Below are 14,908 nucleotides of genomic sequence, written 5' to 3' on the forward strand. Positions count from 1 at the left end.
CAACCCGTTGTAGTATATTAATTGAATATATTTATGAATGATATTGCCTGAGTGGAATCCGGTAACTCACAGCCATATGCTTTTGAAGCTAGCTCAATAAATTCAGGAGTATGATTGCCAGCCAGTAAAGAGTCGATAGCCATCTGGGCAAAATTGGAGTTCTTGTTTGTGCAATACCTCGACTTATTATAATTGCCTCTGTAATAAATACTGTTGTTTTTAGTTATTAAAACCGCTTGTGGCGTAGCATACACACCATAAGCTTTAGCGATTTGTTTATTGGTATCCACTACAACTGGTATATGCAGATCATACTTCCCTTCAAAATGCGCACTGGCATTTATATCATCTTCCGTTTGGATAACAGCAATGAAAGTGAGTTGCTGTCCATAGGTTTTTACCAAGCTACTGAAATGCTCTATATTAAATCTCGAACACGGACAATGAGGATTGAAGAAATGCAGGAATACAGGTTTGCCTGACTGAAAATACGGCAATAGTTGATCTTCTGTAGTAATGCTTTGGCCAATAGCTACCGGATGATAATTTCTTGGCACAGGTGTAGGTAACAGATACTGGCTTTCCTGATACCAGAATATAGCACCTATTGAACCAAAGATAATGACCAAAAGCGAACTTGCGAGTAAGATGCGCTTTTTCATACTCCTTAATAATTAAATATGAGAAACTTAAATGACGGAGAGCTGGCTGGTATATTAAATTAACAGGTGGCCAGATGATTTCCTATTTCTACAGAATTGGCCTTGTTTAGCGGATGTAATAAAACTGATATGCGTAAGGGTAAAATCGTTTATATCAAACCGTTAAACCCATAAGAATATAAAATAATAGGTATACATATGTATAATGGAAATGCCGCTACGTTGTAATTCCAGCGAAACTACGGTACCTTTACCAAAAACAGATGTATGCGCATTTCCCGCAGGTCGAAGGCTAAACTTATACTCTTGCTGGGCTTTATCAAGCTGGTGCGCCTGCCCAATCTGCTGATTATTGTACTCACCCAGTATATTACCCGTATCTTCCTGATTGGCCCCAAAGAAAACTGGTGGCAACATATCACCGACATGAAATTGATGCTGCTATCATTGTCTACCGTACTGGTTGCCGCCGCCGGATATATTATTAATGATTATTACGATATTAAAATAGACACCATCAACAAACCAAAACGGGTAGTAGTAGGCAGATTGCTCCGGCGGCGCAAAGCACTGGCTGCTCATATTATTTTGAATATAATAGGTGTACTTATTGCTTTTGGCATCAGCCTGAAAATCGGGGCTATTACTTTTGTTTCCGGGTTTCTCTTATGGCTGTATTCCAACCAACTGAAACGGCTGCCTTTTACCGGTAATTTTGTGATAGCTTCCTTAACTGCAGTTTCAGTCATGGTAATATATGTGTATGCTCCCAGAAATGAGTTTATGGTATACATTTTTGCTTTCTTCGCTTTCTTTATTTCCTTGATCCGTGAGATTATTAAAGATATGGAAGACGTGAAAGGCGATGCTACTTTTGGCTGCCAGACTTTGCCGATCATCTGGGGAATCCGCCGCACCAAAACATTACTATACCTGCTGATCGCTTCTTTTCTGCTGGTTTTATTTGTGCTTTCTATCTACCTGGATCATATACTTATTACCTACTTTTGTTTCTTTATACTCCTTCCGGTGAGCTGGCTTACTTTTAAACTCATCCGGGCAGATACTAAAAAAGATTTTGCCTACCTCAGCAGTCTATGTAAAGTAATTATGCTGAGTGGCGTGCTAAGTATGGTATGGGTGTAAAAGGAATAGACTACTATAAACAAACCAACGTGATCCATATAGCTATTTTCGCTTCCGGTACTGGCAGCAATGCCCGCAAAATTATTAACTATTTTGCTGCACATCCTCAGATACAGGTTACTCTGATACTAACAAATAATCCAAGTGCGCTGGTAACTGAGGTCGCTACCCAGGCAGGAATTCCGGTAAGTGTATTTACCCGGGAAGAATTTTATCAAAGCGGTAAAGTGTTAGAGACGCTTCAGCAACATCATATACAGTGGGTGATACTGGCTGGTTTTTTATGGCTGGTGCCTCATAACCTAATACAACAGTATGCCAACCGCATCATTAATATTCATCCGGCACTATTACCCAAATTTGGGGGAAAAGGAATGTATGGCATGCGGGTACACCAGGCCGTAGTAGAAAATAAAGAAACCCATACCGGCATTACCATTCACCTGGTAAACGAAAAATACGACGAAGGAGAAGTTCTTTTTCAGGCCACTTGTGCCGTAGAGCCAGGCGATACAGCAGAAGAAGTAGCCCACAAAGTTCAAATTTTAGAACATATGCACTTTGCGGAAGTGATAGAAAAAGTAATTCTAAAAAATGTATATTGACAGATAAAGATGTAATTTCGCGCAAAATCACAACAGCGCATAATTACATATCAAAAGGCTGCAACCACGCCAGAAATTTTTCTATTTGTTACCTAAAATCACCGATTTATACATCAATGTCTTCCAAAAAAATTAAATCAGCCCTTATTTCCGTATTTTATAAAGATGGCCTCGAACCCATTGCCCGTTTGCTGCACGAGCAAGGCGTACAATTGTATTCTACTGGTGGTACCCAGACTTTTCTCGAAAAATTAAACATTCCGGTAACGGCGGTAGAAGATTTAACCGGATATCCCTCTATTCTGGGAGGCCGGGTAAAAACCCTGCATCCGAAAGTATTTGGAGGAATATTATCCCGTCGCGAAGACCACTCCGATCAGGAGCAGGTGGCGACTTATGAAATTCCTCCAATTGATCTGGTAATTGTAGATTTATATCCTTTTGAAGAGACAGTAGCTTCCGGTGCTGGCGAAGAAGATATCATCGAAAAAATTGATATTGGAGGTATTTCCCTGATACGGGCGGCAGCTAAAAACTTTGGGGATGTAGTAATTGTCTCTTCCAGAACACAGTATGCCGCTTTGGAAAATCTGCTCCGGGAGAAAAATGGAGCAACTTCCCTGGTTGAACGCAAACATTTTGCTGCCCAGGCTTTTGATATCACCTCTCATTACGACTCAGCTATTTTCAGTTATTTTAATGCTGATTCTGCTATTTCTTCTTATAAACTGAGTTTGCAAAGTGCCAAAAAACTCCGCTACGGCGAAAACCCACACCAGGCCGGATATTTTCATGGCGACCTGGAAGCTATGTTTGAGCAATTGAACGGAAAAGAATTATCCTATAATAATTTAGTGGACATTGACGCCGCTGTTATGCTGATCGATGAGTTTACTGGCGAAACAGCATTTGCCATTTTGAAACATACCAATGCCTGCGGTGCAGCTACTGGCGTTTCTGTGAAAGAAGCGTATCTGAAATCCCTGGTTGCAGATCCTGTTTCAGCCTTTGGTGGTGTATTGATTACAAATAGTGAGGTAGATGTAGCAGCGGCTGACGAATTGAATAAACTATTTTTTGAAGTATTAATAGCTCCCTCTTATCAGCCGGAAGCTTTATCTCTGTTAACAAAGGGTAAAAAAAATAGAATTGTTTTAAAACGAAAACAGGTGAGCTTACCGGCTGTTTCTGTTAAAACCTTACTTAACGGCATAATCCGGCAAGACATTGATAAACACACCGAGACTTTGGATGAACTTCGCCCGGTAACCAAGCGGCAGGTAACCCCAGAGGAGAAAGAAGCGCTTGTTTTTGCAATAAAACTGGCGAAACATACCAAGTCAAATACAATAGTTTTGGCTAAAAACGGACAACTTCTGGCAAGCGGGGTAGGCCAGACTTCACGGGTAGATGCCTTAAAACAGGCTATTGAAAAAGCACGGAATTTCGGTTTTGATTTAGAAGGTTCAGTAATGGCTTCTGATGCTTTTTTTCCTTTTCCGGACTGCGTAGAAATTGCTCATAAGGTTGGTGTTCAGGTAGTTGTACAGCCAGGTGGGTCTATCAAAGATCAGGATTCCATTGCTTACTGTGATGCCAATGGAATGGCAATGGCTTTCACTGGTATCCGGCATTTCAAACATTAACAGGATACTTGCCGGCGGAATATGTGCTATATTGCTGAATATGTTATCAGTGTAATATTTTTTTCATTTAAAAACATATTTAAAATAATAATTAGAGTGATATTGCATAAAAATTATTCAGCGCTTTTGGCGTTTAACAATAGCAAAACGCAAACAAAAAAGCTTTTCCAGCCGACAAAATATATACAATTAATTACTAAATTTCGTGATTCTGAAGAATCACTTTAAACAGGAGAATTTAAACGAATATGGGATTATTCAGTTTTCTTACCAGCGACATTGCCATTGATCTTGGAACAGCTAACACCCTCATTATTTATAAAGATAAGATTGTAGTTGACGAGCCTTCTATTATTGCCATCGACAGAAATGTTCCCAGCCGGGTATTAGCCATTGGTAAGGAGGCCATGCAGATGCATGAAAAAACCCATGAGAATATTAAAACCATTCGTCCGCTGAAAGATGGTGTAATAGCCGACTTTACAGCCGCCGAACAGATGATCCGGGGGATGATTAAGATGATCAATACCGGCAGCCGCTTTTTTACTCCTTCTCACCGCATGGTAATTTGTATTCCATCTGGTATTACAGAGGTAGAAAAACGGGCGGTAAAAGATTCTGCTGAACATGCTGGTGCCAAAGAAGTATACATGATTCATGAGCCTATTGCCGCTGCCATTGGTATCGGAATTGATATCGAACAGCCGATGGGTTCTATGATTGTGGATATTGGAGGAGGTACTACAGAAATTGCCGTCATTGCCCTGTCAGGTATTGTATGTGAGCAGTCGATCCGGATTGCCGGTGATGTATTTACCAAAGACATTCTCGATTATATGCGCCGCCAGCATAATCTGCTGATCGGTGAGCGTTCTGCCGAGAAAGTAAAAATTGAAGTAGGCGCTGCATTAACAGAACTCGAAAATCCTCCACCTGACTATGAGATCCGTGGACGGGATTTAATGACTGGTATTCCAAAGGTAATAAAAGTTACTTACGGAGAGATTGCATTTGCACTGGATAAATCTGTTTCTAAAATAGAAGAAGCTGTATTGAAAGCCCTTGAAATGTCGCCGCCGGAATTATCTGCAGATATTTATGTGAACGGCATTCACCTGACTGGTGGAGGCGCATTGCTCCGTGGCCTGGATAAAAGACTGGCTGTAAAAACCAAACTTCCCATCCATATCGCCGATGACCCATTACGGGCGGTTGTAAGAGGTACAGGCGTTGCCCTGAAAAACCTGAAGAATTTCAAAGCTGTTTTAATTACCTAATTTTAGTTTATGAGTTGACAGTGTATAAGTAAATGAGTGACAAAACACATACTTATTTACTTATGCACTCGTTCATTTATAGACACAAACCTTCCTGCCCATGCAAAGGTTATTTCTTTTCTTTTATCAATTCAGAGCCTTCATCTTTTTTGTGTTGCTGGAAATAGCGAGTGTCTGGCTTATTGTAAAAAATAACAGATTTCAGAGTGCAGCTTTCTTTAATTCCACCAATAAATATGCGGCAAAAGCCATGAGTGTTTCTAACTCTGTCGTAGAGTTTGTTAATCTCAGGAAAGTAAATGAAGACCTGGCACAGGAAAATGCAAGATTGAATTTTCTCTATACACAGCTGCAACATCAAAAAGATGATTCTATAGCTGGACCTTACCAGCTTGATTCAGCCGTCTCCGGCCGCTTTCAATTCCAGGTGGCTAAGGTTATTAATAATTCTACCAGCAAATTTAATAATTACCTGACCTTAGATAAAGGTACAGCCGATGGTATTCAACCCCGGATGGGTGTGATTTCGCCGGAAGGAGTAGTAGGCCGGGTATTGTATTGCTCAGAACACTTTTCTACGGTGGCTTCTATCTTGCACCTCAAAATGCAGTTCTCCATTAAATTCAAAAAGACTGGTGAGATTGGCAGTGCCAAATGGAGCGGATACAATGCCCGCGAAATAGACCTGATAGATGTGCCTCCGCATATTAATCTGCAAAAAGGAGATACCATTGTAACTTCCAGTTATAACCCTTTCTATCCGGAAGGCATCATGGTAGGTACAGTGAAGGATTTCTCCCAAAAGAGCGGTAGTTCAGGGTTTTATGAAAATGTAGATGTAGCCCTTGCTACAGATTTCTATAAGTTGTCATACGTGTATATAGTTTCAAATAAGCTGATTGCCGAGCAGGATTCTCTGGAGCAGCATACCGAAACTGCAGTAGTACCAGATTAATATGAATTCAAGAGACGTTATTCTAAGTATATTTTATTTTATTATTTATCTGGCACTGCAGGTATTTCTGATGCGGAATATGGTGCTGTTTGATGTAGGGTTCTGCTTTATATACATTGCATTTTTACTATTGCTTCCTTTTGATACCAATTCAGTATTACTTCTTTTACTAGGTTTTGGCACAGGTCTGCTGGTGGATATTTTTTACGATACCATGGGCATTCATGCAGCGGCCAGTACGTTTATTATGTATCTGCGGCCCTATGTAATTATGTTTATCACGCCTCGCGGTGGGTACGAACAAAACATGCGCCTGAACATGCAGAGTATGGGCCTGGAATGGTTTTTACCATATATGCTGTCTCTGACTTTTATTCATCATACTATTTTATTCTTTGTAGAAGCCAGCCAGTTAAGCTTGTTTCTGTTTACGCTGCTGAAAGTAGTGTGCAGCACTGTTTTTACCTGTGTCATTATCATTCTGATACAATACCTTTTCTATACCTCGAAAAGCCGCTCCTTCTAAAAATCAACTTTGTAGTAAAATAAAGGCAAAAAGCCCAGCTGATACTCTTCTCTCAACCGGCTCAGGCTGGGATTATAGCGGTTATAAGTATACGTGAGTGAAAGTACGTTTTTAACATTCAGCACATTTACCAGGTCAACAGCGATTTCATGGGTGAGTTTGCGGCTATTGAGTTTGAAACCCAGTTTAATGTCAGCCCGGAAATAGTCGTCAAATTGCTGAGAATTCCTTTGGGAATCTATATACACGATATCTGTTGATTTTACGGTAGAAATAGTATCCACAGGCGAATAACGCCTTCCGCCAGCCCAGGTAATTTTACCACCAAAGGTAAATGTTTTATTTTTGATAGCATATTCAGTACCTGCCAGTAGATTCATGGCAAAATTGCCATTAAAATCTGTATTCCGTTTAACCTTATCACTGCCTGTATATTTGGAGTCGAACAGAGATCCGGTAACCATAAAAAAGTAATGGTTGCTGAAAAATTTCTCCAGGGTTAGTTCAATGCCATAATTTTTTCCGGTACCTGCATTGGTAAGCGTATCAGGAAAGAACCGCTCAAAGGTTGAACCCTGGTTAAGCAAGGAAAAAGAAGAAGGCTTAATGCTTATCGGTACGTCCCACAACGATTGATAATACGTTTCTGCTTTCAGGCGAACGTGCGGCGAAAAAGTATGATCATACGATAGTACCAGATGATGACTTCTGGTAAAACCTAAATTCTTGTTGTGCATCACAAATCCATTAGCAACCGGCAGATGATAAAAATAAATATACGTAGGCTGCATCTGGCTGTGAATCCCATATCCTGCACTTAATGCCTGAGTGGGAGAGAATTTCCATTTTAAGCCAACCCTGGGTTCCAGTGAAAAACTATTATTAAGTGTTAGAAACTGGCTATGTAACCCTGCATTCAGCGTCAGATCTTCAGTGAGGCGGTGTCTGGTTTGCACATAAGGTTGCAGTAAAAAGGTGCTTCCCCTATAATCAAAGCGGTTGATGAATGTATCTGACGGCTCTTTTATGGATACACTGTCTATAAAATTGAACTGATATCGGTCTATAAAGAAGCCAGCTTTTACTGTATTGCGTACCGAAAACTTGTGATTGATATACCAGGCTAAGGTGCTTTTTCCCTGCAAAAAGGTATAGCCCAAAATGGGTGTCAAACCTATAACTTTAAGTGTAGTATCTCGGTCTACCAGATCGTGGTGAGCATTACTTTTAGAAACGGAAGTGGATAAGGTCAGCTTGGTAAAAGTGGAAGAACTCATAGAACGACTAAATGAAGCACCCACCACACCCATGGTAGAACCAAAATACTGGTCCCGGTCGGTATCGCCGTAAATGTCTCTGGGGGGCTCAGCGAATTTGCTTACAATAATATCAATCTGGCTGGTGCCGCCAATGCCGAATACAGAAAAGTTGCTTTTCTTGCCCACCGGAAAATTGAGTTTGAACGAAGCATCCTGGTAATTAGGTACGGCAGTAGTTCCGATTTCAATACCCAGTGCCTGAAATATCCGTAAGGTAGAATACCGGTAGGTAGCCAGATACGAAGATTTGGCAGTTTTAGAAATAGGCCCTTCTGCTGATAATTCTACCCCCAAAATTCCAAATTGCCCGGTAAATTCATGCGTTGAATTATTGCCATTGCGCATTTTTAAGTCGAATACACCAGCCAGAGCATTGCCATATTCTGCCGGGAACGCACCAGTCATAAAATCAGATGTACCAATTACTTTATTATTCAGAATGCTCACTGGTCCTCCGGTAGTACCTGCAATAGCAAAATGGTTGGGATTGGGAATATCTACATCTTCCAACCTATACAATAAACCAGCTGGTGAATTTCCCCGGATTACTATGTCATTGCGTGAATCATTCGTGCCTTGAACACCTGCAAAATTAGAAGCCATACGGGCAGGATCTTGCCGGCTTCCGGCGTAGCGCTCAGTTTCTTCCACCGAAAAAGTGCGGGTACTCACACTGGCCATTTCATTGATGGTGCCTTCCTTATTATTTGCTCTTACCACTACCTCATTCATGTTAACCACTGCTTCTTCCAGCTCTATAGATAACACCACCTCTTTACCTGAATTTACAATAATGCCCGGCAGACTCAACTTCTGGTAGCCTACATAACTTACTTCAATGGTATGTTTTCCCAGGGGTATATTATCTAACCGGAAATAACCATCGGCATCGGTAGAGGTTCCTTTAAGCAGGCTGTCTTTTTGCATGAGGGCAATAGCTGCACCAGGTAAGGCGGTTTTTGATTCTTTATCTGTTATCCGCCCTTTAACAGTTTGTGTAAAGGTCTGGCCATTAATGAGATAGGGAAATAAAAGCAATACTGGAAGTAAAAAAATCTGGTAAAACTGTCTCATAAGATTCCCAGGTAAAAGAGTATAAACCGTAATTAATGAGATAAATTAAACATAAATTGATAATAAATCCATATGCTGGCTTTTTTCATGAAACCATACATTACCTAATAAAAATTCAATTTTATAAGGCAGACTTCCGAGCAACCATTTTTTGCTGATAAAGCTGTTGTTTGTTAGCAACCGCTCAGTACGTTGAATCCGGTAAAAGCTGTTTACACCATGAAAAATTTCTCGAAATAAGGCAGACTTTATATTCAGGAAGCGCCTCAATAGCTATTTTCTGAAAAGGTAAACGGCAAAAACTGATGCTGCACTTTATGGAAATGATAGGAACCAGGCAGATGTTTCATGAAGACTGTTTCAATAGCCGCTTTTGGGCCAAAACATACATAGAAACGCGAAAAAAGAATCTTTTTTTTGAAAAACCTTGTTGTGTATGTGGTAACTAATTTGGACTTTTGATGTATAATTTGATAAGGCTGATTCGTAACATATTTTCACTAAAAACCTCCGGAAATTTATATTTCAAGTTCCTTTGCGAGCTTCACTGCCAAATTGATTCATACTACCCAATCTGCTGACCAATGAAAGAAGGAAGACAATACGTTGTTCAAGGTATTTTTATAGCGGTAGGCCTGGTATTCCTGGCCAGGCTTTTCTTTTTGCAGGTTGTAGCCGATGATTATAGTTCGAAAGCTGAGAAGAACGTATTGCTCAAGGTAGTGCAGTATCCGCACAGAGGCCAGATTTATGACCGCAATGGCAAGCTTATCGTGATCAATTCCCCGGTGTATGACATTATGATGATCCCCAAAAAAGTAAGGATTGCAGATACGCTTGCTTTTTGCCAGTTGATGGGCCTGACCAAAAATGGCCTTGATTCTGTTATGAGGGTAGCCAGGGCATCTAGGGCCTATTCTTCTGTTAAACCTTATCCTTTCCTGAAACAAGTATCTAATATAGATTTTGCCAGAATACAAGGTGGCCTGATTGAATATCCTGGTTTTTATGCCACTGCCCGTACGATCCGTTCGTATCCTAGAAAGTTAATGGCCAATACATTAGGCTATATCGGGGAGATCAGCAAGAAAAAGCTGGAATCTCCCGGACAAAATTATTATAAGCAAGGCGATTATATTGGCATCAGTGGTATAGAGTCAAACTATGAAGAAGAACTTCGGGGCAAAAGGGGAGTAAAATATGTACTTGTTAATGTGCGGGGGGTAGAGAAAGGCTCATTCAAGAGTGGCTCTATGGACACTGCTTCTGTAGCAGGCGAAAACCTCATTTCCAGTGTTAATATTGATATTCAGCAGTATGCAGAATCGCTGATGATAAATAAGATAGGGAGTATCGTAGCTATTGAGCCTTCTACTGGTGAAATACTTACCATGGTATCCAACCCATCCTATGACCCTAATATGCTGACCGGCCGTGAATTCCCTGTTAATTTTGGCCCTTTGCAAAAAGATCCATTGATTCCTTTGTATAACCGTCCGATTCAGGCCGTATACAGACCGGGTTCTATTTTTAAGCTGGTGCAATCGCTGGTTGGGTTACAGCAAGGTTCTATTAATCCTACGGTTCGCTTGCCAGATGTGGGACCTATGGCTTGTCACCATCACTCTGGGCTTCATAATGGATTACACAATGCGATTCAATATTCTTGTAACGTATATTTCTACCAGGCTTTCCGCCAGTATATTTACCACAATGAAACAGGAAATACCTTTAAAGATTCAGAGAGAGGTTTAATGCGTTGGAGGGCAGCTGTTAATAAATTTGGTTTCGGGCGGACACTGGGCATTGATCTTCCCAATGAAAAACGCGGTTTTGTACCGGATACTTCCTTTTTTAACAGGGTATATGGAAAAGGAAGCTGGAAGTTCTCTAACTGGTATTCGATGGCTATTGGAGAAGGTGAATTGGGCGTAGTACCCTTACAAATGGCAAATCTGGCCGCCATTATTGCTAACAGAGGCTATTATCTCACGCCTCACCTGGTAAAATCTATTGGCAGAGATGGTAAAATAGACCCTAAGTATACTACTCGTAATTATGTAGGCGTAGATAGTACCCATTTTAACGTAGTAATCAGTGGTATGGAAGATGTGGTTCGGGCGGGTACAGCAGGACTGGCCAGAATTGACAGTATCATCGTGTGCGGAAAGACTGGTACTTCAGAAAATAAAAAAGGGAAAGACCACTCTGTGTTCATAGCGTTCGCACCAAAAGACAATCCAAAGATTGCTATTGCGGTGTATGTAGAGAATGCTGGTTTTGGCGGGGTTATAGCGGCTCCTATTGCTTCCCTCATTATGGAGAAATACATCAAAGGCAAAATTGGCAAGAGAAGAGAGTATCTGGAGAAATTCATTCTGGAAAAGAATTTTATGCCGGCTCCTATAGCACCCAAACCTCCTATACTAATGGCTAAAACGGATAGTACCATTACTACTACTGTTAAAACAGTAAAAAAAGTTATAGAAGCAAAACCAGCCGGAGATTCTATTCTGGTGAGAGATGTAAAGCCATCCAGACAATAAGATTCAACTATTTATTTTTAGGCAATAAGATGTACGGAGACAGAAACGAAAAGATATCTACAAACTTAGACTGGCTGACAGTGCTTTTATTCAGCACTTGTGTAATTCTGGGCTGGCTCAATATTTTTGCTGCCGTATACGATGTAGAAGCCAAACAGAATATATTTAGTTTTAGTATTAACTCCGGCCGCCAGCTGGTTTGGATAGGTTGTACGCTTTTTATCATTATTGTTATCCTGGTTATAGATTTTAAGTTCTATGAATTCTTTGCCTACATCATTTATGGCGTAATACTGATTGCCTTGTTTGGTGTATTATTTCTGGCAAGAGATGTAAACGGTGCAAAATCTTGGTTTGAGATAGGCAGCATCCGTATCCAGCCTTCGGAATTTGCCAAATTTGCCACTTCCCTGGCATTAGCAAAATATTTAGGACGAGTGACTATAAAGTTCGATAACCTTCGTACACAACTTACCTGTGCTGCTATTATTGGTGTTCCAGCCATTCTGATTCTGATGCAAAATGACACTGGTTCTACTATGGTATTTGGTGCATTTATATTTGTGCTGTACCGGGAAGGTTTGTCGCAATGGGTTTTGATTATGGGTGCTTTTGGGCTATTTGTATTTATTATGGCACTGGTGGTACCTCAGCTTTTTTTGTTGCTCGGAATTGGTGCAATAATGCTTATTATCATTGCCCTGCTTCCCCGTAAAACCGTCAAAAACGTTTTATTAGTCGTAGGCGGAAGTGCGATGATAGCAGGTGTAGCCGTGGGTGTAGAATATTTTGTGAATGACGTATTACAGCCTCACCAGAGCGCCAGGATCATGGTTTTGTTTGACCCAGATAATCCTAAATTCCACAGTGGTGTAGGCTGGCAGGTTACCCAATCTAAAATTGCCATTGGCTCCGGTGGACTTACCGGAAAAGGATTTTTGGATGGTACCCAGACTAAGTTTGATTTCGTTCCCGAACAAAGTACTGACTTTATTTTTTGTACCATAGCTGAGGAGCATGGATGGGTAGGTAGTCTGCTGGTGATTAGTTTATTCATTGGGCTGCTTTGCCGGCTGATCTTCCTGGCTGAAAGGCAGAAAGACCGTTTTGCCCGTATTTATGGCTACGCTGTGGCTTCAATCATTTTCTTCCATTTTATGGTAAATATCGGGATGGCGATTGGCTTACTTCCGGTAATTGGTATTCCGCTGCCCTTCTTTAGTTATGGTGGTTCATCTTTATGGTCTTTCTCTATACTGCTGTTCATCTTTTTGAAACTGGATGCACACCGCAGCCAGATGGGAGCCAGATATTGATCGAATGAATAATTGAGTGTTAAACAAATAGTTTTAGTATAAAGGCCGCTGTAAAGCGGCTTTTTACTTTTCGTGAGATATTGAAAAACAATAATAACTCTGGTTGCGTAGCTTTATTTACCTTTGACCGTTAGCGAATGAATGTGTAAGTATGCAAAGAAGTTTCTGGCTGCGTTTGAGTAAATGGGAATTTTTACCTTTCTGGCTTTTTTACTTTCCGGTTTATTTTTACTGGCTCTGGCTGGGTATACGTGCACGGTCTCTGGTATTTTTTAGTGCGGCAAATCCTTTAATGGAAATGGGCGGCTTTTGTGGCTATTCTAAATCAAATGTACTCAAGCATCTACCAGGCAAATTTATTCCACAAACTCAGATTCTGGAACTTACGGCTGATAATGTTTCTACTGTTGCCCATACCATTGAAGAAAATTTCCTGTTTCCGCTCATTGTGAAACCAGATGTAGGCGAAAGAGGATGGAAAGTGGAAAAGATTCATACCAAAGAAGAACTTATCCTGTATCTTTCTCAAAACCAGGGTAAACTGATCGTACAGGAATACATAGATTATCCTCTGGAATTTGGTGTGATGTACAGCCGTTTGCCCGGACAAGCAAAGGGAAAGATCACTTCTATGGTGCAAAAAGAATTTCTGTCTGTGGTAGGTGATGGCAAGTCTACGCTTGCCGAATTATTCCATCATTCCAAGCGTACCCGGTATTATGAAGATACGCTTCTGCATTTATACAAAGATGAGTTACACATCATATTGCCGGAACATAAAAAGAAAGAACTGGTGAGTATCGGAAATCATTGCCGGGGGACTACTTTTCTGAATGCCAATCATCTGATCACACCTGACTTATTATCTGTATTTGACCAGATAAGTAAGCAGATTTCTGGTTTCTACTTTGGCCGTTATGATCTCCGGGTACCTAGCCTGGAAGATTTATATGCCGGAAAAAATATTAAGATCTTAGAGCTGAATGGTGCCAATTCAGAACCTGCACATATTTATGATCCGCAAATGTCTATTGTAAGTGCCTATAAACATTTATTTTCGCACTGGAATAACCTGTTTGAGATCAGTATCCGTAATCATAAAGAAGGTATTCCGTTTATGTCTTTCCGGGAGGGCTTAGACACAATCCGGAACAGAAAGCTTTACAATAAGTAGGCTGACTTGTATCTTTACAATCTGTTTTACCAACACAAACCACTTTAATATGCCTGCCATCACCTCACATATGCTGCCATTAGGAACAGTCGCACCTGATTTTAAAATTCAGGATACTGTTTCTGGTAATCTTATTCAACTGCAACAAATCAGATCGGATATAGCTACGGTTATTATGTTCATCTGCAACCATTGCCCCTATGTAAAGCATGTGCAGCCGGAACTGGTACGTCTGGCAGAAGACTATATTCCCAAAGGAGTAACCTTTGTAGCCATTAGCTCTAATGATGTAAGCCGCTATCCAGATGATGGCCCAGAGCAGATGAAAAAAGTGGCCATTACAAATAAGTATCCCTTTCCATATCTCTATGACGAAACGCAGGAAGTAGCCATAGCCTATGATGCCGCCTGTACACCCGACTTTTATATTTTTGATAAAGATATGCAACTTGTGTACAGAGGTCAGTTAGACGATTCAAGGCCTAGCAATGGTATTTCTCTCACCGGACAAGACATCCGGAATGCCTTAGATCATGTACTTCTGGGAGAACAGGTAAGCCCGTTTCAGAAGCCTAGCATTGGCTGCAGCATTAAATGGAAGCCTGCCAGTAATAGTCAGTCACCCAGCGCTGCGATTCTCTGATTGCTTATAACTACACCTC

General features: G+C 40.7%; 12 protein-coding genes. 10 read left to right on the forward strand and 2 right to left on the reverse strand.

Annotation, left to right across the window (positions count from 1 at the left end; translation table 11 throughout):
* Positions 1-17: 17 nt before the first annotated feature.
* Positions 18-662, reverse strand: a complete 645-nt coding sequence (locus GXP67_RS19195; RefSeq protein WP_162444624.1) for a TlpA family protein disulfide reductase — start codon at positions 660-662, stop codon at positions 18-20.
* 267 nt (positions 663-929) lie between these two features.
* Between GXP67_RS19195 and GXP67_RS19200 the strand changes: the two genes are divergently transcribed.
* The 6 genes from GXP67_RS19200 (at position 930) to GXP67_RS19225 (ending at position 6,817) form a co-directional block, all read left to right on the forward strand.
* Positions 930-1,808, forward strand: coding sequence for a geranylgeranylglycerol-phosphate geranylgeranyltransferase (locus GXP67_RS19200; RefSeq protein WP_162444625.1), 879 nt, complete (start codon positions 930-932; stop codon positions 1,806-1,808).
* 29 nt (positions 1,809-1,837) lie between these two features.
* On the forward strand, positions 1,838-2,413 hold the full coding sequence (gene purN / locus GXP67_RS19205; RefSeq protein ID WP_162444626.1) for a phosphoribosylglycinamide formyltransferase: 576 nt from the start codon (positions 1,838-1,840) through the stop codon (positions 2,411-2,413).
* Between the two features lie 116 nt (positions 2,414-2,529).
* Entirely contained in the window at positions 2,530-4,059 is a 1,530-nt protein-coding gene (gene purH, locus GXP67_RS19210) for a bifunctional phosphoribosylaminoimidazolecarboxamide formyltransferase/IMP cyclohydrolase (protein ID WP_162444627.1), read from the forward strand.
* Between the two features lie 248 nt (positions 4,060-4,307).
* Positions 4,308-5,336, forward strand: coding sequence for a rod shape-determining protein (locus tag GXP67_RS19215; RefSeq protein WP_162444628.1), 1,029 nt, complete (start codon positions 4,308-4,310; stop codon positions 5,334-5,336).
* 100 nt (positions 5,337-5,436) lie between these two features.
* Positions 5,437-6,291, forward strand: coding sequence for a rod shape-determining protein MreC (gene mreC / locus GXP67_RS19220; protein ID WP_162444629.1), 855 nt, complete (start codon positions 5,437-5,439; stop codon positions 6,289-6,291).
* A 1-nt stretch (position 6,292) separates the two neighbouring features.
* Complete coding sequence (locus GXP67_RS19225) at positions 6,293-6,817, forward strand: Rod shape-determining protein MreD (RefSeq protein ID WP_162444630.1); 525 nt, start codon at positions 6,293-6,295, stop codon at positions 6,815-6,817.
* Here the strand turns inward: GXP67_RS19225 and GXP67_RS19230 are convergent.
* Positions 6,814-9,210, reverse strand: a complete 2,397-nt coding sequence (locus tag GXP67_RS19230) for a TonB-dependent receptor (protein ID WP_162444631.1) — start codon at positions 9,208-9,210, stop codon at positions 6,814-6,816. The two genes, GXP67_RS19225 and GXP67_RS19230, sit on opposite strands and share 4 nt — an antisense overlap.
* A 584-nt stretch (positions 9,211-9,794) precedes the next feature.
* On the opposite strand from GXP67_RS19230, the gene mrdA reads away from it, so the two are divergent.
* From mrdA to GXP67_RS19250, 4 genes are all read left to right on the forward strand, one after another.
* The gene (mrdA, locus tag GXP67_RS19235; RefSeq protein WP_162444632.1) at positions 9,795-11,756 is read left to right on the forward strand and encodes a penicillin-binding protein 2; all 1,962 of its coding nucleotides are present in this window, start codon (positions 9,795-9,797) and stop codon (positions 11,754-11,756) included.
* Positions 11,757-11,785: 29 nt separating this feature from the next.
* Positions 11,786-13,072 carry a rod shape-determining protein RodA gene (rodA, locus tag GXP67_RS19240; protein WP_162444633.1) on the forward strand — a complete coding sequence of 429 codons (1,287 nt, stop codon included), beginning with the start codon at positions 11,786-11,788 and terminating at the stop codon, positions 13,070-13,072.
* 151 nt (positions 13,073-13,223) lie between these two features.
* Positions 13,224-14,246: a D-alanine--D-alanine ligase gene (locus GXP67_RS19245; protein WP_162444634.1), complete on the forward strand. Its 1,023-nt coding sequence runs from the start codon at positions 13,224-13,226 to the stop codon at positions 14,244-14,246.
* A 49-nt stretch (positions 14,247-14,295) separates the two neighbouring features.
* Positions 14,296-14,889 (forward strand): thioredoxin family protein, encoded by a 594-nt coding sequence (locus tag GXP67_RS19250; protein ID WP_162444635.1) that lies wholly within the window; start codon positions 14,296-14,298, stop codon positions 14,887-14,889.
* Positions 14,890-14,908: the final 19 nt, after the last annotated feature.

Source organism: Rhodocytophaga rosea, assembly GCF_010119975.1.
Lineage (GTDB): Bacteria > Bacteroidota > Bacteroidia > Cytophagales > 172606-1 > Rhodocytophaga > Rhodocytophaga rosea.